The sequence below is a fragment of the Stenotrophomonas muris genome (genome assembly GCF_052751275.1).
This window is the reverse complement of the sequence record NZ_CP199879.1, coordinates 3,493,844-3,510,841: the sequence shown is the minus strand read 5'-3', so window position 1 is coordinate 3,510,841 and position 16,998 is coordinate 3,493,844. Positions and strand designations below refer to the sequence as shown.

Below are 16,998 nucleotides of genomic sequence, written 5' to 3'. Positions count from 1 at the left end.
GATCCAGAAGCCGCGCAGCGGTGCAATACACACCCCCTACGTCGTTCATCACCCCCTTGAGCCAGCTGTTTTCGCCGATCTCGTTCGGCCCCCTGACCCTGTCCAACCGCATCGTCATCGCGCCGATGTGCCAGTACTCCGCCGAAGACGGCCGCGCCAGCGACTGGCACGCCATGCACCTGGGCAACCTGGCGCAGTCCGGCGCCGGCCTGTTGATCCTGGAAGCCACCGCGGTCGAGCCGCGCGGCCGCATCAGCTGGGCCGACCTGGGCCTGTGGGATGACGGCACCGAGGCCGCGCTGGCACAGGTGCTGGCCAGCGTCCGCCGCTGGTCGCCGATGCCGCTGGGCATCCAGCTGGGCCATGCCGGCCGCAAGGCATCCACCGCCCGCCCGTGGGACGGGGGTGGCCAGTTGCCGGCCGGCGATGCGCGTGGCTGGGCCACCGTGGCGCCGTCGCCGCTGCCGTTCCATGCCGCCGATCCGGCACCGCAGGAACTGGACGAAGCCGGCATCGCCGAGGTCATCGCCGCCTTCGCTGCCAGTGCGGTGCGCGCCGAGCGCCTGGGCTTCGAGCTGATCGAGCTGCATGCCGCGCACGGTTACCTGCTGCACCAGTTCCTGTCGCCGCTGAGCAACCGCCGCACCGATGGTTACGGTGGGTCGCTGCCGAACCGCCTGCGCCTGCTGGTGGAAGTGTTCGACGCGGTACGCGCGGCGGTGTCCGACAAGGTCGCCGTGGGCGTGCGCATTTCCGCCAGCGACTGGGTCGAGGGTGGCTGGGACCTGGTGCAGAGCGAAGCACTGGCCCAGGTGCTGGACGCGCGCGGCTGCAATTTCCTGCATGTCTCCAGTGGCGGCCTGGACGAGCGCCAGAAGATCACCGTCGGCCCCGGTTACCAGGTGCCGTTCGCGGCGGCGATCAAGGCCAAGGTGCGCATGCCGGTGATCGCCGTGGGCATGATCACCGAACCGGAGCAGGCCGAATCGATCCTGCGCCATCGCCACGCCGATGCCGTGGCCCTGGCGCGCGGCATCCTCTACGACCCGCGCTGGCCGTGGCATGCCGCCGCCGCATTGCGCGACAGCGTGGAACCGGCGCCGCAGTACCTGCGCTGCGAGCCGCGCGATGCGCGCGGCGTGTTCAAGGCGCGCTGAGGCTCACACCCGCCAGGCCGGCGCCATGCCGGCCCGCAGGTGCTCGAACAGCGCGCGGATCTTGGCGGTGAAGTCGCGGCGATCGCTGACGCAGAAATAGACCTCCATCGGCTCCGGACGCCACGTGCTGTCGGCGCCGAACACGGCCTGCAGGCGTCCATCGCGCAGGTAGGGCTCGGCCACGAACGCAGCCAACCGCGTGATGCCGGCACCGGCCGCCGCCAGCGACGCCAGCGCATCGATGTCATCGCAGACCATGCTCGGCGGTAGCGCGGCGTCCACACGCTGGCCGTCCTTCAGCAGGCCCCAGCGCAACGGCCGGCCATCGGTGGGGAAGCGGTGCAGCAGCCCGCGATGGCTGCCCAGATCCGATGGTTCCTGCGGGGTGCCATGGGCCTTCAGGTAGGCCGGCGAGGCGCAGAACACGAACGGTACGCGTGCCAGCTGCCGTGCGACCACGCCGTCTTCCAGCTGCGCGCCGATGCGGATGCTGGCATCCACCGCCTCTGGACCATGCTGCACGGCGCGGTCGGTCAGCCGCAGTTCCAGCTGCAGCTGCGGGTAGCGTTGCTGCAGTGACGGCAGCAACGGGGCCAGCACGTGGCGGCCGAACGCGCTGCTGCTGGCGATGCGCAGCGGCCCGGCCGGTTCGATATCACCGGAGGTGACCATCGCCTGCGCGCGCGCCAGGTCGGCCTCGATGTGGCGGACCTGCGCCAGGTACAGCGCGCCGGCCTCGCTGAGCGCCAGCTGGCGCGTACTCCGGTTCAGCAGCCGTACGCCCAGATGCGCTTCCAGCCGGTTGATGTTCTGGCCGACTGCGGTGGCGCTGATGCCAAGGATGCGGGCCGCGGCGGCAATGCTGCCGGTCTCTGCGGTGCGGGTGAAGCTGCGGATCAGTTGCAACAGGTTCATGACCGACCAGCTTGCCACGGTGATGGCCAAGTATCGCTTGGGACTGAACCAAGCGGTTCGGTTGCATCGGTGATCATCCGGCTGCTGGGCAGGAAGCTGCCCTACACTGTGGCGATGCGCCCCGATTCCATCCTCACCCTGTCCTGCCCCGACCGTACCGGCATCGTCTACCGCGTGTCCGGCCTGCTGTTCGACCACGGCTGCAACATCCTCGACGCCCAGCAGTTCGGCGATGAGGAAAGCGGCCGCTTCTTCCTGCGCGTGCATTTCGACCGTGACGCCGGCCTGCCGCTGGAGACCGTGCACGCCGCGATGGCCACGCTTGCCGAAGGCTTCGGCATGGACTGGCAGCTGCATGATGGCCGCCGCCGGGCACGCCTGCTGGTGCTGGTCAGCAAGCAGGGGCACTGCCTCAACGACCTGCTGTTCCGCGCCCACAGCGGCCAGCTGAAGGTCGATATTGCCGCGGTGGCCTCCAACCACGCCGACTTCGCGCCATTGGCCGCGTCCTACCAGGTACCGTTCCACCACCTGCCGGTGACCGCCGATACGCGTGCGGTGCAGGAACAGCAGATCATCGACCTGGTCGAGCGCGAGCGCATCGACCTGGTGGTGCTGGCGCGCTACATGCAGATCCTGTCACCCACGCTGTGCCGCGCGCTGGCCGGGCGTGCGATCAACATCCACCACAGCTTCCTGCCCAGCTTCAAGGGCGCGCAGCCGTACCACCAGGCGCACGCGCGCGGGGTCAAGATCATCGGCGCCACCGCGCACTACGTCACCGAGGATCTGGACGAAGGACCGATCATCGAACAGGACGTGGCCCGCGTGGATCACGCCATGGCGCCGCGCGAGCTGGTGCGGCTGGGCAGCGATACCGAATCGCTGGTGCTGGCACGCGCCGTGCGCCGCCATGTGGAGCACCGCATCCTGCTCAACGGGCATCGCACGGTGGTATTCCGGTAACGCGCTGCCCCTTCCAGGTCCGCCGGGCATGGCCCGGCGCTACCCACGGATGTGATCCGGTAGTGCCGGCCGCTGGCCGGCAACTGCAGAGATCCCGAGGTTGCCGGCCAGCGGCCGGCACTACCGTTGTGGGTCAGGCGGTCGCGATCCCCGCCTTGCCCAGCGCATCGCGCACCATCGCGTCGTTGGCTTCGGTCACCGGCCGGGTCAGGTCCCACAGGAACTTCACCCGGAAGCCGGACTTCACCGCATCCTGCGCGCTCCACAGCACGCAGTAGTCGCGGGCCAGGCCGCACACGTGCACTTCGCGGATGCGGCGTTCGTGCAGCCAGCCGGCCAGGCCGGTGGCCGGGCGTTCGCCATCGGGGCCATGGTTCTCGCGGAAGGCGCTGTACGAATCCACCTGTTGGCGCGTGCCCTTGCGCAGGATCAGGTCGGCCACGGTCCAGTCCACGCCCGGGTGCAGCGCGGCACCGGCGCTGCCCTGCACGCAGTGGTCCGGCCACAGCGTCTGCGGCTGCGCGTGCAGCAGGATGGTCTCGAAGGGGCGTTGGCCGGGGTGCTGGCTGGCGAACGAGGCATGGTCGGCCGGGTGCCAGTCCTGGGTCGCCACCACGGTGCGGTAGCGGCGCTGCGCCAACAGATCGGCGATCGGTGCCACCAGCGCATCGCCCTGGTCGCAGGCCAAGGCGCCACCGGGCATGAAGTCCGGCTGCAGGTCGATCACCAGCAGGGCGACATCGGCGGGCAGGGCGGTCATGGCAGGTCCGCTACAACAGAAGGGGCGACCAGCGTGGCCGCCCCATGCCTGCACGTCAATCGCCCTGTGGCGTCCCAGCGTCCTGCCCGTAGTACAGCAGGCCGATCCTGATCCGCTCGCGGCCATTCTCGCGGCGATGGCGGTTGGCATCGCGAAGCGAGTACACGCAGCCGCAGTATTCCTGCTGGTAGAACTGCTCGCGCTTGCTGATCTCGATCATGCGGCTGGCGCCGCCGCCTTTGCGCCAGTTGTAGTCCCAGTACTGCAGGCCTTCATAGCGCGACGCCGCACGGATCCCGCAGTCGTTGATCTGCGCCATGTTCTTCCAGCGCGAGATGCCCAGCGACGAACTGATGGTGTCGTAGCCGTGCTCGTGCGCATACAGCGCGGTGCGCTCGAAACGCATGTCGAAGCACATCGTGCAGCGGATACCGCGTTCGGGTTCGTTTTCCATGCCGCGCGCACGGCTGAACCAGTTGTCGGTGTCGTAGTCGCAGTCGATGAAGGGAATGCCGTGCTGCTCGGCGAAGCGGATGTTCTCCTGCTTGCGCAGCTCGTACTCCTTCACCGGGTGGATGTTGGGGTTGTAGAAGAAGATCGCGTAGTCGATCCCGGAGGCGGTGATCGCCTCCATCACTTCGCCGGAACAGGGCGCGCAGCACGAATGCAGCAGCAGGCGCTTGCCGTCGGCGGGCAGGGTCAGGGTGGGGCGTTGGAGCTCGGTCATCGTCAGGTACCGCATGGACCGCCGGCAACGGCGGTGGCCCATGCATCAGCGCGTGGGTGAACGGGTCTGGCCGGATACCGTGAACAGGACGCGCGCGGCCACACCGCCTGCACGCGCAGGACGACGACGGCCCCGGCAACCTCCCCGCGGAGATTCCAGGTCGAGTCAGGGGACGGTCGTGTCCCCCGGCCGGGGCCGGTATTCGGGCTGATGGACACGGGCCGCAGCCCACCTACTACCCGCCGCTTCCCAGGCGCGAGCCCAGTGCTGTTGGCAGGATTCGTTTCCATTCACCGCTGCGGGGCAGCTCCGGAATGGACGCGCGAGGCGGCTTCACCGGATTCCCGTTTAAATCCCTCCCCGCGCCGCAGCGATGGGAGGGATACCTTCGGCGTGTGCAAGGTGGACCTGTTGGTGGCGCCGGTCAAGAGCGCAGGGGTCAGAACCCGCTACGCTGCAACGGGATCCGGCCCCAGCGGAAGGAAGGGGTCGGATCCCGCTGCCACGCAGCGGGCTCTGACCCCGGTCGGGATGCACCTTCAATGCCCCACGGCCGCCCGCGTGCGGATGTCGTCCAGCCGCTGGTCGTGCAGCAGGCGGCCGTTCTCCCACACGGTCACCATTGCGTCCTCGAAGCCGTCCGGCAGGGTGTCGTCGCCGTTGGCCGGCAGCGGCACCGTGTGCAGGCTGCCATCGTCCAGGCGGCGCAGCAGGCGCATGCGGCCACGCTTGCTGGCCTTGCCGGCGTCGGTGACCGGATCCTTGTAGACGTCGATCCACTCACCCTCGACCCTCGCCGCCGAGCACTTCAGTGCGAACTTCTGCGTATCGCGGTCCAGCCGCTGCAGCAGCGCACCGCCCATGCCGAAGGCCACGTTGTCGGCGGCGTAGCCGTCGTTGGTGATGCGCTGCAGGATCGCCCGGATGGTGTCCGGATTGATGCCGTCGCCCTGGATCACCCGCACGTGGTTGAGCACGCGGTAGCCCTTGCCGTTGAGGCTGTGGCCGAACGCTTCATCCAGCCGGCGCAGGCTTTCGGCAACCACCTCCACCGGGTCGCCCGAGTCGGGGCGGATGACCAGGGTGGCGCCCGAGGCGATCACGTCATCGCGCAGGGTGGTACCCCAGTGCTCACTGATGGCGCGGTAGATGTCATAGCTGTCCGATACCACCGCCACGATCGCACCGGGCGTGCCGAACTGGCGCAGCATGTTGCGGTAGGCGTCCACCTCGCGCTCGCGGCCCCAGCTGGTGATGGTGCTGTGCTCGGCGGCGGGAATCGAATAGCCGGCCATCGGCGCGTGATAGTGCGCGCGCGCCAGGCACAGCGCCGATACGGTATCGGTGCCGAGGAAGTTGACCAGGTGTGCGGCACCGCCCAGCGCGGCCGATTCCAGGCTCGATACACCGCGCGCGCCGAAGTCGTGCAGCTTGAACGGCAGCTGCCCCTGCGGATCGTCGCTGGTCTGCTGCAGGAACGCGGCGATGGTCTGCCGTGCGTGCCAGCTGATGGTGGCCACGGTGACTGGATACCACACCCGCAGCAGCAGCGTTTCCAGGTACGACGGCACCCAGAACGCTGCCGGATCAGTCGATTCGATGGTCATCAGCGCCTGGTGGGTAGGCACCACGCTGCCCTCGGGCACGGCGCGGATGCGCACCGGCAGGTGGCCGCCAAGCCGGTCGACGATATCGCGCCAGCCGGCCTCGTTGAACGGTTCGCCATGCGCGGCGAACACCGCAGCAGCGTCGTCGATGTCGGCGTGGGTGACCGGCCGTGCCAGCGCGTCCTTGAGGATCGCCTGCAGGCCGAAGAACACCGTGCGATCGTGCAGGCCGCCACGTGATTCGACGTAGAAGAACGTGGCATCGGTACCCGGCGGGTACTGCAGCCAATGGCTGGCCTTGTAGCTGTCGGTGTTGAGGAGAAGATTATCGAGGTAGTGCATGACGGAAGCTCCTTCGCGTCGGGTGGCACCGGCGGTCTATCCGCCAGTGGGAAAGCCGGGCCGGTCAGCCGCGGCCGAGGAAGTACTCCAGGATGTGCAGGTGGTCTTCGAACAGCTGCGGGCCCATGTCCAGGGCCTCACTCACCGGTATCCAGCGTGCCTTGTCGGCATCGTCGCCACCGCGCACCGGCGGCAGCTCGCCGGCCGGAAACTCGAAGTGGAAACCGTGGGTGATGGTGCGGCCACGCTGGCTGCGGTCCGGGTGGTCGAACACCTGCTGGCCCTTCAGCGACCCCTTCAACACCGGCAACGGAATCTTCAGCCGGGTTTCCTCGCGCAGTTCGCGCAGGCAGCTGTCGAGCAGGCTCTGTTCCTGGCCGACGAAGCCGCCGGGCAATGCCCACAGCCCCTTGCCGGGTTCCGAGCGGCGACGCACCAGCAGCACGTGGCCCGAATGCACCACCACCGCATCGGTGGTGACGAAGGTGGGCGCGTAGGGCGCATCCTTCCACGCGGCCTTGTACTGTTCGATGAAGCGGTACTCGGCCACCAGCTGGCCATACGCAGGCGCACTCTTGCGGAACGCTTCGAGCATGTCGTACACCGGCGCCGGCACATTGCCACGCAGCATCAGCAGCGCGCCGTGGAAGTCGACGTCGCCGGCCTCGAACAGGTAGCGCCGCAGCTCGGTGGCCGACAGGGTGGCGGTGTGCTGCACGTCCACCAGCGGCCACTGCGGGAACTCGCGCAGGTAGTAGCTGGACGCATCCTTGTCCATGCCGATCAGGCCTACCCTGGCATCGGCGGCGGCACCGTCGTTGCGCAGGGCGTCAGCCACCTGGCGCTGCACGTTGGCGATCCACTGTGCTTCGTTGTACAGGTGGTCACGCAGCGGGCGGATCAGCAGACGGTCGGTGTGGCCGTCGAGGGCCGCCTGGATCATCACGGCGCGTTCGGCCACGGTCCAGGGATTGCGCAGGCTGCGGGGGGTATCGGCAGAGCCGACCAGGAAGATCAGCTTGCGGGCCCGGCTCAGGGCCAGGCGGGCAACGGCGGCGTGGCCGTTGTGGAAGGGCTCGAATCGCCCGATGAAGACGAGATAGTCGAATTCCATGAGAATCCCTCATGTCGTTGTGGCAGCCGCGGGTCTGTCCCTTGGCTTGCTGCAGATGCTACGCCGATGGCGGGGCGGGTCAAGCCTGCAGCCGTGCTTTCTGCTGAACGGCGCATTGCGTGCGCGGACTGCGCCGTTGTTCTCAGGCCCTGAGAAGCCGCTGCGCCATACTGCAACCCACGCGGCGGACGGCATGCTCGGGGGCAAGACAGTGGCGGACAAGTACTGCGATCTGGTCATGAAAGGCGGCATCACCAGCGGCATCGTGTACCCCAATGCGGTACTGGCGCTGGCCCGCGAGTATCGCTTCAAGAGCATCGGCGGCACTTCAGCCGGCGCCATTGCGGCAGCGGTGGCGGCTGCAGCGGCCTGCGGCGATCGCCGCCAGCAGGCCGGCGAGCAGCTGCCCGGCGATGCAGGCTATGGCGGGCTGTCGGCGGTGTCGGCACAGCTGTCGCGGCGCGGCTTCATCTACAGCCTGTTCCAGCCGGCGCGCGGCGCGCGCGCGGCCTATCGGCTGCTGGTGGTGCTGACCGGCAATGCCCGCCTGCCGCACAAACTGCTGTGCCTGGCCGTTGCGGTATTCGAGATCGCGCCGCTGGAAGTGCTGGTGTCGCTGGCGCTGCTGCTCGGCCTGGGCTGGTGGGGCGGTGGCTGGAGCGGCGTGGCCGCCACGCTGCTGCCATCACTGTTGTGCGCCTACGGTGCGGGTGTGGCCGGTGCCGCGCTGCGGGTCGCGCGGGTGGCGCGTCGCAACCTGCTGGGCCTGTGCAGCGGCCTCAGCCGCGATCCACGCACGCCGGCGCTGACCGAGTGGTTGCATGAATGCCTGCAGCAGCTGTCGGGCAAGCCGCTGGATGCACCGTTGACCTTCGCCGACCTGCACGATGCGCCGCGCTACGCCGGTGAGCCGGACAGCCCGCATGCGATCAGCCTGCAGATGATCACCACCTGCATCTCACACAACGAGCCGCGCACGCTGCCACTGGGCGGTGCGCAGTTCTGGTTCCTGCGCGAGGAGTTCGAGCAGCTGTTTCCCGCCAGCGTGGTGCAGTGGCTGGTGAGCCAGGCCGGCCCGCCGCTGGAGGTGGACGGGCGGCAGTATTACCACCTGCCGCAGGGCCCGAAGCTGCCGGTGCTGGTGGCCACGCGCATGAGCCTGAGCTTCCCGCTGCTGATCAGCGCGGTGCCGCTGCATGAACCCTCACGCCGCGAACGACGCTGCGAACCGACCGCCCCTGCGGCCGACCAGGAGCACAACGTTGCCGACAGCATGGAAGGGCTGACCAGTGCCGGGCAGACCTGCGGCCCGGTGATCACCGCCTTCCGCATCTGCTGGTTCTCCGATGGCGGCATCAGCAGCAACTTCCCGATCCATCTGTTCGATGCCGCCCTGCCGCGCTGGCCGACCTTCGCCATCAACCTGGTCTATCCACAGCACGCCGAAGCGGTGAGCCAGGGCAGCGGCGGCCGCCAGGCGCTGGAACATGCGGTGTTCCTGCCCACCGAAAACCGCCACGGCTGGCAACGGCATTACCAGTCCATCGCCACGCCACTGGCCGCAGCCGAGCTGGGTCGTTTCCTGTTCGCGGTGGTGGCGACCATGCAGAACTGGCGCGACCTGCTGCAGGCGCGCGCACCGGGTTATCGCGACCGCATCGTGCACGTCAGCCTGCAGGGCGACGAAGGCGGCATGAACCTGGACATGCCGCAGGAGGTACTCTCCCGCATCGCCGACAAGGGCAGCCTGGCCGGTGCGCGCTTCTGTTCGTTCTCGTTCGAGAACCACTACTGGATCCGCTGGCGCAACCTGGCCTCGGCCTACCAGCGCTACACGCTGGAAGTGGCGCGCACCGATGATCCGGCGCAGCAGGTGCTGGCCTACCGCGCGGCGTACGCGATGGTCGCCAGCGGTCAGCCGACGCCACCGTCGTACAAGCTGGGCTCGGAAGACAAACGGCTGGCCTCGCAGCAGTTGTGGGGCTTGATGGTCGAGCAGGGCCGCACCTGGGAGGACCTCGGCCCCGACCTCACCGACGGTGCACCGCGTCCGCTTCCGCAGATGAAGGTCACGCCGATCTACTGACCCGATCCTGCGTTCGAATCGGGGTCAGATCCGTTTCCGCAGGAAAACGGATCTGACCCCGCAGTGGTTGCTGCTGTTGCCGGCCAGCGGCCGGCGCTACCACGGGTGCAGGGCGCGGCCCTGCCAAACCCGCCCTATCGCCCCGGCAACTGCGCGAACGCGCGCTGCATGCAGTCCTCGCGCGGGCACACCCGGCACCCCGGGCCGATCGATACCGAATTGCCCGGGCTCTGCACATCCAGCCCCAGTGAATACACCAGGCGTTCGGCATGCTGCAGGTCGCAGCCCAGCGCCACCGCGAAGGTCTTGCGCGGTTGGCCATGGCCGACCGGGCCACTGCTGACCTGCCGCGCCAGCCAGAAATGACGGCGGCCATCGGGCATGCGCGCGGTCTGGGTGAGGATGCGCCCGGGTTGGTTGAACGCCTCGTAGACGATCCACAGCGGGCACGATCCACCCACCTGCGAGAAGTGGAAATCGGTGGCCGAATGGCGCTTTGAGACGTTGCCCGCCCGATCCACGCGGATGAAGAAGAACGGCAGGCCTGGCGCGCTGCGCCGTGCCAGCGTGCTCAGCCGGTGGCAGACCGCTTCGAAGCCGACGCCGAACTGGTGCGCCAGCAGTTCGATGTCGTAGCTGCTGGTTTCGGCTGCACGCAGGAAGCGCATGTACGGCATCACCAGCGCACCGGCGAAATAGTTGGAGAGACCGATCCGCGCCTGCGCGATGCGTGCCTCATCGGTGAACCCGGCGCGCGCCACCACCGCATCGATCTGCGGCAGGTAGCCGTGCAGGGCCAGCTCGGCCGCCATCTGGAACGCCTGCTGTCCGGGCTCCAGGTAATCGGGCAGCCACAGCCGCCGCGCACCGGCATCGTAGTGCCGCTTTTCGCGCCCGGCCTGCAGTGCGGCCACTTCCACCAGCACGCCATGGCGGTCGGCCAGCAGCTGGCGCAGCCGCGGTGCCACATGCCCGGGCGACAGCCCCCATTCGGCGAACAGCTGCTCGGCCAGCTCGTCCAGCTCGGGAATGTGGTTGTGCATGCGGTTGAAGAACTCGCGCACCTGGTCACCGGCGGGCAGGGTGCTGCCGGCGCCGGGCTCGCCCAGCTGGAACTCCAGTGCGGCCGCGTGCTCGCGCAGCGCCAGGTGACGACGGTGCAGGTCCAACAGCGCGCGGCTGACCTGCGGCAGGTTGCCGGCCAGGGCGCGCAGTTCGGTCGCGCTGACCTCGGCCAGGCCCAGGTCGCGCAGGGTTTCGCCCAGCGCCTCCTGCAGGGCGGCGGGCTCATCGTCATCGAACAGCGAGGAAACGTCGCCCAGCACCTCTCCCAGCTTCTTCTGCACCGCCGGTGTCAGTGGGCGCTTGTTGCGCTCGATCTGGTTCAGGTAGCTGGCCGACAGCCCCAGCGCACGCGCCAGATCGGCCTGGCTGTAGCCGCGCTGCTCGCGCAGCCGCAGCAGGCGCAGGCCGAGTTGCCGCTGGGGAGCTGAATAATTCACAGAATTAACAGGAATCTTGGGGCGCGTTGGCCAGATTAAGCGGATTCAGCCCGGAAATCGAGCCGGGTGCTGTGAATAATGCCAAGCATCTTTCGCACCCTGTGGGATTGTCGTCATGACTGTTGCAGCGCCCCGTATCCGCATGCTGATCGATGGCCAGTTCGTTGAATCGGCCACTTCCCACTGGCAGGACGTGATCAATCCGGCCACCCAGGACGTGCTGGCCCAGGTGCCGTTCGCCACCACCGGCGAAGTGGACGCCGCCGTCGCCGCCGCCAAGGAAGCCTTCAAGACCTGGCGCAAGACCCCGATCGGCACCCGCGCGCGCATCTTCCTGAAGTACCAGCAGCTGATCCGCGAAAACATGAGTGAGCTGGCCCACATCCTCACCGCCGAACAGGGCAAGACCCTGCCGGACGCCGAAGGTGATGTGTTCCGCGGCCTGGAAGTGGTCGAGCACGCCGCCGCCATCGGCAACCTGCAGCTGGGCGAGCTGGCCAACAACGTGGCCAATGGCGTGGACACCTACACGATCATGCAGCCGCTGGGCGTGTGCGCTGGCATCACCCCGTTCAACTTCCCGGCGATGATTCCGCTGTGGATGTTCCCGATGGCGATTGCAACGGGCAACACCTTCATCCTCAAGCCGTCCGAGCAGGACCCGATGGTCACCATGCGCCTGGTCGAGCTGGCGCTGGAAGCCGGCATTCCCAAGGGCGTGCTGAACGTCGTCCACGGCGGCGAAGAAGTGGTCAACGCGATCTGCGACCACCCGGACATCAAGGCCGTGTCGTTCGTCGGGTCCACCCGCGTCGGCACCCACGTCTACAACCGCGCCTCGCTGGCCGGCAAGCGCGTGCAATGCATGATGGGCGCCAAGAACCACGCCGTGGTGCTGCCGGACGCCAACAAGGAACAGACCCTCAACGCAATGGTCGGTGCCGCCTTCGGTGCCGCTGGCCAGCGCTGCATGGCGGCTTCCACGCTGGTGCTGGTCGGTGAAGCGCGCAACTGGGTGCAGGACCTGGTGGCCAAGGCCCAGACCCTGAAGGTCAGCGCCGGCACCGTGTCCGGTACCGACGTCGGCCCGGTCATCTCCTGCAGCGCCCGCGAGCGCGTGGAAGGCCTGATCGCCTCGGGCGTGGAGCAGGGCGCCAAGCTGGTGCTCGATGGCCGCAAGCCGCAGGTCGATGGCTTCGAGAAGGGCAACTTCGTTGGCCCGACCATCTTTGCCGGTGTCACCACCGACATGCGCATCTACCAGGAAGAAATCTTCGGGCCGGTGCTGGTCATCCTCGAAGCGGAAACGCTGGAAGAGGCCATCGCGATGGTCAACAGCAACCCGAACGGCAACGGCACCGCACTGTTCACCCAGTCCGGCGCTGCCGCGCGCAAGTTCCAGGAAGACATCGACGTCGGCCAGGTCGGCATCAACGTGCCGATCCCGGTGCCGGTGCCGCTGTTCTCGTTCACCGGTTCGCGCGCCTCCAAGCTGGGTGACCTGGGCCCGTATGGCAAGCAGGTGGTGCTGTTCTACACCCAGACCAAGACGGTCACCGCGCGCTGGTTCGATGACGAGACGCTGAGCCACGGCGTCAACACCACGATCAGCCTGAAGTAACGGCAGGAGCAGCCATGAGCCACTCGATGACGACGGAACTGGAAGAAGCGCAGCAGGCGTACCGCGAGGCGGCGCGCGACTTCGCACAGGCCGAACTGGCGCCGCACGCCGCGCGATGGGATGCGGAGGGCATCTTTCCGCGCGAGGCGATCGCCAAGGCCGGTGAGTTGGGCTTCTGCGGTCTGTACATGGACCCGGAAGTGGGCGGCAGCGGCCTGAGCCGACTGGACGCCGCCGTCGTCATCGAGGAGCTCGCCAACGTCGATCCGTCGACCGCTGCGTACATCAGCATCCACAACATGGCCTCGTGGATGGTGTCCAGGTGGGGCCAGCCGGCCCTGCGCGATGCGTGGGGCACCGACCTGTCCTCGGGCAGCAAGCTGGCCTCGTACTGCCTGACCGAACCGGGTGCGGGTTCCGATGCGGCGTCGCTGAAGACCACCGCCGTGCGCGATGGCGACTTCTACGTGCTGAACGGCTCCAAGGCCTTCATTTCCGGCGCCGGTGCCACCGAGCTGCTGGTGGTGATGGCGCGTACCGGCGGTGCCGGTGCCGGCGGTGTCAGCGCCATTGCGGTGCCGGCGGACCTGCCGGGCATCAGCTTCGGCCGCAAGGAAGAGAAGATGGGCTGGAACAGCCAGCCCACCCGTGGCATCACCTTCGAGAACGTCCGCGTGCCGGTCAGCCACCTTCTGGGAGAGGAAGGCGGCGGCTTCAAGCTGGCCATGAAGGGGCTGGACGGCGGCCGCATCAACATCGCCGCCTGCTCGCTGGGTGCCGCACAGGGTGCACTGGATGCTGCGCGCCGCTACATGGGCGAGCGCCGCCAGTTCGGCAAGGCGCTGGCCGAGTTCCAGGCGCTGCAGTTCAAGCTGGCCGACATGGTCACCCAGCTGGTGGCTGCACGGCAGATGGTGCACACCGCGGCACGCAAGCTCGATGCCGGTGCCAGCGATGCCAACGTGTGGTGCGCGATGGCCAAGCGCTTCGCCACCGATGCCGGTTTCAACGTCTGCAATGAAGCGCTGCAGATCCACGGGGGCTACGGCTACATCCGCGAATACCCGATCGAGCGCCTGCTGCGTGACTGCCGCGTGCACCAGATCCTGGAAGGCACCAACGAGATCATGCGGGTGATCGTTGCCCGTCACCTGCTCAACACCGAAGAGGAACTGCGATGAAGGATTGGCGTACCCAGGAGCACGTGGGCCTGAAGGTGGAGGTGGATGGCCACACCGCCGTGGTCACCCTGAACAACCCGCCGGCGCATACCTGGACCGTGCACAGCCTGTCGGCGCTGCGCGACCTGGTCGGCGCGCTCAACGCAGACCGCGACATCTACGCGCTGGTGATCACCGGTGACGGCGAGAAATTCTTCTCCGCCGGTGCCGACCTCAACCAGTTCGCCTCCGGCGACAAGGCCGCTGCACGTGAGGCCGCGCGCCGCTTCGGTGAAGCCTTCGAAGCGCTGTCCGGTTTCCGTGGCGTGTCGATCGCCGCTATCAACGGCTACGCCATGGGCGGTGGCCTGGAGTGCGCGCTGGCCTGCGACCTGCGCATCATTGAAGACCATGCCCAGGTCGCGCTGCCGGAGGCCACCGTCGGCCTGCTGCCGTGTGCCGGCGGTACCCAGAACCTGCCGCGCCTGGTCGGCGAGGGCTGGGCCAAGCGCATGATCCTGCTGGGTGAGCGCATCAATGCCGAGACCGCGCTGCGCATTGGCCTGGCCGAAGAAAAGGTCGGCAAGGGCGAAGCCAAGGCGCTGGCGCTGGAATGGGCGAAGAAGGCCGGCAAGCAGAGCCCGACCAGCATCGCCGCCTGCAAGACCCTGGTGCAGTCCACCCGCACCGGCACCCACGCCTCGGCGCTGGTGGCCGAGCGCGAAGCCTTCGTCGACCTGTTCGACACCGCCGACCAGGTCGAGGGCGTGACTGCCTTCCTGGAAAAGCGCGCCGCGCAGTGGAAGAACGCATGAGCACGGATACCGCTGCCGACGACGCACCGGTGCTGTTCGAAGAGCGCGTGGCTGGCAACGGCACGCGCATCGGCATCGCCACGCTCAATGCGCCGCGTACGCTCAACGGTTTCTCGCTGCCGATGGCGCACCTGCTGCTGAAGCAGCTCGACGCCTGGGCCGACGACGATGGCATCGCCATGGTGGTGCTGCAGGGCGCCGGCGAAAAGGCGTTCTGTGCTGGTGGCGACCTGCACAGCCTGTACAAGGCCATGGTCGCCTTCCGTGAGGCCGGCCACAGCGACATCCGCCAGAACGCCTATGCCGCCGAGTTCTTCGACGTCGAATACCGCGTCGATTACCTCATCCACACCTACACCAAGCCGATCCTGTGCTGGGGCCACGGCATCGTGATGGGCGGCGGCATCGGCCTGATGTCCGGCGCCAGCCACCGTGTGGTCAGCGAACGCTCCAAGCTGGCCTTCCCGGAAATCACCGTCGGCCTGTTCCCCGATGTCGGTGGCAGTTGGCTGCTGTCGCGCGTGCCGGGCAACGGTGGCCTGTTCCTGGCCCTGACCGGCGCACTGCTCAACCCGGGCGATGCCATCTACGCCGGCCTGGCCGACGTGCACGTGGCCGAAGAACGCCGCAGCGCGGTGTTCGATGCGCTGCTGCAGGTGGCCTGGTCCAATGACACCGCACACAACCACGAACGCCTGACCCATCTGCTGCAGTCGCATGCCAGCGATGCCGCCACCGGTCCACTGCTGGCCCACGCGGCGCAGGTCGATGCGTTGTGCGAAGGCGATGACCTTGAAGCCATCGTGGCGCGCATTGCCGGCCTGCAGACCGACGACGCCTGGTTGCAGGCGGCTCAGAAGACCCTTGCTGCCGGTGCACCGGGTTCGGCACGGTTGGCGTACGAACTGCAGCGCCGCAGTGCCGGCCAGGACCTGGCCGCGATCTATCGCCTGGAGTACATCGTCGCCCTGCATTGCGCCGCCCATGGTGATTTCGCCGAAGGCATCCGCGCGCTGCTGGTCGACAAGGACCGCAATCCGCAGTGGAACCCGGCCACCCTGGCCGAGGCCACTGGCGCGTGGGCAGACACCTTCTTCGCTTCCCCCTGGGCCGACGCCGCGCATCCGCTGGCCGACCTGGGCACTCCCCTTGTTGAAAGGAGCCTTGCATGAGCCGCATTGCATTCATCGGGTTGGGCAACATGGGTGGCCCGATGGCCGCCAATCTGGTCAAGAACGGCCACAGCGTGCGCGTGTTCGATCTGGTTCCGGCCGCGGTGCAGGCCGCTGTCGACGCCGGCGCCAGCGCTGCATCGTCGGCGCGCGACACCCTGGCCGATGCCGAAGTGGTGATCTCGATGCTGCCGGCCAGCCGTCATGTCGAAGGCGTGTACCTGGGCGACGACGGCATTCTTGCCGCGATCCCGGCCGGTGCACTGGTCATCGACTGCAGCACGATCGCCCCGGCCAGTGCCCGCAAGGTCTCGGAAGCGGCCGCCGCGCGTGGCCTGCAGATGATCGACGCGCCGGTGTCCGGCGGTACCGCCGGCGCCCAGGCCGGCACCCTGACCTTCATCGTCGGCGGCGAGGAAGACGCGCTGGAACGCGCACGCCCGGTGCTGCAGGCGATGGGCAAGAACATCTTCCACGTCGGCGCCAGCGGCGCTGGCCAGGTCGCCAAGCTGTGCAACAACATGGCGCTGGGCGTGATCATGGCGGTGACCGGTGAAGCCATCGCACTGGGCGTGGCGCACGGGCTGGACCCCAAGGTGCTGTCGCAGATGATGGCGGTCAGCACCGGCCGCAGCTGGGCCACCGAAGTGTGCAACCCGTGGCCGGGCGTGCTGGAGAATGCGCCGGCCTCGCGTGGCTACAGCGGCGGTTTCGGCAGTGATCTGATGCTGAAGGACATGGGCCTGGCGGTGGAAGCGGCGATGAGTGTCGGCGCTTCGATTCCGCTGGGCGAAGTGGCCCGCAATCTCTACTCGATGAACCACCAGGCCGGCCGCGGCAAGCTGGATTTCTCCAGCGTCGTGCAGCTCATCACGAGCGAGAAGTGACCTGGTAGTGCCGGCCGCTGGCCGGCAACCTCATGCCCCCGTGCGGGACAACGGAGGTGGGATGGGCGGATGTTCGGTTTCGACCGGCATCCGCCCATTTTTTTGGGGGTCGGATCCCTTTCGCAACGCGAAAGGGCTCTGACCCCATATAGCCGTGCGGGCCTGGG

At 68.0% G+C, this 16,998-nt stretch carries 14 protein-coding genes and 1 riboswitch; of the genes, 8 read left to right on the top strand and 6 right to left on the bottom strand.

Annotated elements, in window-relative coordinates; genetic code table 11:
* The first annotated feature begins 56 nt into the window (after positions 1 to 56).
* The gene (locus tag ACUVWL_RS16395; protein ID WP_014645582.1) at positions 57 to 1,157 is read left to right on the top strand and encodes an NADH:flavin oxidoreductase/NADH oxidase; all 1,101 of its coding nucleotides are present in this window, start codon (positions 57 to 59) and stop codon (positions 1,155 to 1,157) included.
* Between the two features lie 3 nt (positions 1,158 to 1,160).
* Here ACUVWL_RS16395 and ACUVWL_RS16390 read toward each other — a convergent pair whose 3' ends face one another.
* Positions 1,161 to 2,072 (bottom strand): LysR family transcriptional regulator, encoded by a 912-nt coding sequence (locus ACUVWL_RS16390; RefSeq protein WP_142235534.1) that lies wholly within the window; start codon positions 2,070 to 2,072, stop codon positions 1,161 to 1,163.
* Positions 2,073 to 2,186: 114 nt separating this feature from the next.
* On the opposite strand from ACUVWL_RS16390, the gene purU reads away from it, so the two are divergent.
* Positions 2,187 to 3,038, top strand: coding sequence for a formyltetrahydrofolate deformylase (purU, locus tag ACUVWL_RS16385; RefSeq protein ID WP_005411937.1), 852 nt, complete (start codon positions 2,187 to 2,189; stop codon positions 3,036 to 3,038).
* A 133-nt stretch (positions 3,039 to 3,171) separates the two neighbouring features.
* Here the strand turns inward: purU and pncA are convergent, their stop codons facing one another.
* The 4 genes from pncA to ACUVWL_RS16365 all read right to left on the bottom strand — a co-directional run bounded on the left by pncA (position 3,172) and on the right by ACUVWL_RS16365 (position 7,588).
* Complete coding sequence (gene pncA, locus ACUVWL_RS16380; protein WP_014645585.1) at positions 3,172 to 3,798, bottom strand: bifunctional nicotinamidase/pyrazinamidase; 627 nt, start codon at positions 3,796 to 3,798, stop codon at positions 3,172 to 3,174.
* 55 nt (positions 3,799 to 3,853) lie between these two features.
* The gene (locus tag ACUVWL_RS16375) at positions 3,854 to 4,540 is read right to left on the bottom strand and encodes an epoxyqueuosine reductase QueH (RefSeq protein WP_080281917.1); all 687 of its coding nucleotides are present in this window, start codon (positions 4,538 to 4,540) and stop codon (positions 3,854 to 3,856) included.
* Positions 4,541 to 4,701: 161 nt separating this feature from the next.
* Positions 4,702 to 4,931: riboswitch (cobalamin riboswitch) on the bottom strand.
* A 133-nt stretch (positions 4,932 to 5,064) separates the two neighbouring features.
* Positions 5,065 to 6,474 (bottom strand): nicotinate phosphoribosyltransferase, encoded by a 1,410-nt coding sequence (locus ACUVWL_RS16370; RefSeq protein WP_329768280.1) that lies wholly within the window; start codon positions 6,472 to 6,474, stop codon positions 5,065 to 5,067.
* 64 nt (positions 6,475 to 6,538) lie between these two features.
* Positions 6,539 to 7,588 carry a bifunctional nicotinamide-nucleotide adenylyltransferase/Nudix hydroxylase gene (locus tag ACUVWL_RS16365; RefSeq protein WP_014645588.1) on the bottom strand — a complete coding sequence of 350 codons (1,050 nt, stop codon included), beginning with the start codon at positions 7,586 to 7,588 and terminating at the stop codon, positions 6,539 to 6,541.
* Positions 7,589 to 7,781: 193 nt separating this feature from the next.
* On the opposite strand from ACUVWL_RS16365, the gene ACUVWL_RS16360 reads away from it, so the two are divergent.
* A complete protein-coding gene (locus ACUVWL_RS16360; protein ID WP_445978568.1) occupies positions 7,782 to 9,674 on the top strand; it encodes a patatin-like phospholipase family protein in 1,893 nt (630 codons plus the stop codon).
* Positions 9,675 to 9,808: 134 nt separating this feature from the next.
* Here the strand turns inward: ACUVWL_RS16360 and ACUVWL_RS16355 are convergent, their stop codons facing one another.
* Complete coding sequence (locus tag ACUVWL_RS16355; RefSeq protein ID WP_014645590.1) at positions 9,809 to 11,176, bottom strand: helix-turn-helix domain-containing protein; 1,368 nt, start codon at positions 11,174 to 11,176, stop codon at positions 9,809 to 9,811.
* Positions 11,177 to 11,291: 115 nt separating this feature from the next.
* On the opposite strand from ACUVWL_RS16355, the gene ACUVWL_RS16350 reads away from it, so the two are divergent.
* From ACUVWL_RS16350 to mmsB, 5 genes are read left to right on the top strand one after another with little or no spacing between them, the layout of a single operon-like run.
* Positions 11,292 to 12,797, top strand: a complete 1,506-nt coding sequence (locus tag ACUVWL_RS16350) for a CoA-acylating methylmalonate-semialdehyde dehydrogenase (protein WP_014645591.1) — start codon at positions 11,292 to 11,294, stop codon at positions 12,795 to 12,797.
* A 14-nt stretch (positions 12,798 to 12,811) separates the two neighbouring features.
* Positions 12,812 to 13,978, top strand: a complete 1,167-nt coding sequence (locus ACUVWL_RS16345) for an acyl-CoA dehydrogenase family protein (protein ID WP_014645592.1) — start codon at positions 12,812 to 12,814, stop codon at positions 13,976 to 13,978.
* A complete protein-coding gene (locus ACUVWL_RS16340) occupies positions 13,975 to 14,772 on the top strand; it encodes an enoyl-CoA hydratase (protein WP_005407685.1) in 798 nt (265 codons plus the stop codon). Before ACUVWL_RS16345 ends, ACUVWL_RS16340 begins: the two co-directional genes overlap by 4 nt.
* Positions 14,769 to 15,944 carry an enoyl-CoA hydratase/isomerase family protein gene (locus tag ACUVWL_RS16335; RefSeq protein ID WP_197605541.1) on the top strand — a complete coding sequence of 392 codons (1,176 nt, stop codon included), beginning with the start codon at positions 14,769 to 14,771 and terminating at the stop codon, positions 15,942 to 15,944. Before ACUVWL_RS16340 ends, ACUVWL_RS16335 begins: the two co-directional genes overlap by 4 nt.
* On the top strand, positions 15,941 to 16,831 hold the full coding sequence (gene mmsB, locus ACUVWL_RS16330; protein ID WP_005407687.1) for a 3-hydroxyisobutyrate dehydrogenase: 891 nt from the start codon (positions 15,941 to 15,943) through the stop codon (positions 16,829 to 16,831). Before ACUVWL_RS16335 ends, mmsB begins: the two co-directional genes overlap by 4 nt.
* The last annotated feature ends 167 nt before the right edge of the window (positions 16,832 to 16,998 follow it).

Excerpts from the sequence above, each read along its gene's own strand:
- pncA (WP_014645585.1), bottom strand. The coding sequence starts at position 3,798 with ATGACCGCCCTGCCCGCCGATGTCGCCCTGCTGGTGATCGACCTGCAG.
- purU (WP_005411937.1), top strand. The coding sequence starts at position 2,187 with ATGCGCCCCGATTCCATCCTCACCCTGTCCTGCCCCGACCGTACCGGC.
- ACUVWL_RS16340 (WP_005407685.1), top strand. The coding sequence starts at position 13,975 with ATGAAGGATTGGCGTACCCAGGAGCACGTGGGCCTGAAGGTGGAGGTG.
- ACUVWL_RS16345 (WP_014645592.1), top strand. The coding sequence starts at position 12,812 with ATGAGCCACTCGATGACGACGGAACTGGAAGAAGCGCAGCAGGCGTAC.
- ACUVWL_RS16370 (WP_329768280.1), bottom strand. The coding sequence starts at position 6,474 with ATGCACTACCTCGATAATCTTCTCCTCAACACCGACAGCTACAAGGCC.
- ACUVWL_RS16335 (WP_197605541.1), top strand. The coding sequence starts at position 14,769 with ATGAGCACGGATACCGCTGCCGACGACGCACCGGTGCTGTTCGAAGAG.
- ACUVWL_RS16375 (WP_080281917.1), bottom strand. The coding sequence starts at position 4,540 with ATGCGGTACCTGACGATGACCGAGCTCCAACGCCCCACCCTGACCCTG.
- ACUVWL_RS16360 (WP_445978568.1), top strand. The coding sequence starts at position 7,782 with ATGCTCGGGGGCAAGACAGTGGCGGACAAGTACTGCGATCTGGTCATG.
- ACUVWL_RS16365 (WP_014645588.1), bottom strand. The coding sequence starts at position 7,588 with ATGGAATTCGACTATCTCGTCTTCATCGGGCGATTCGAGCCCTTCCAC.
- ACUVWL_RS16390 (WP_142235534.1), bottom strand. The coding sequence starts at position 2,072 with ATGAACCTGTTGCAACTGATCCGCAGCTTCACCCGCACCGCAGAGACC.
- mmsB (WP_005407687.1), top strand. The coding sequence starts at position 15,941 with ATGAGCCGCATTGCATTCATCGGGTTGGGCAACATGGGTGGCCCGATG.
- ACUVWL_RS16350 (WP_014645591.1), top strand. The coding sequence starts at position 11,292 with ATGACTGTTGCAGCGCCCCGTATCCGCATGCTGATCGATGGCCAGTTC.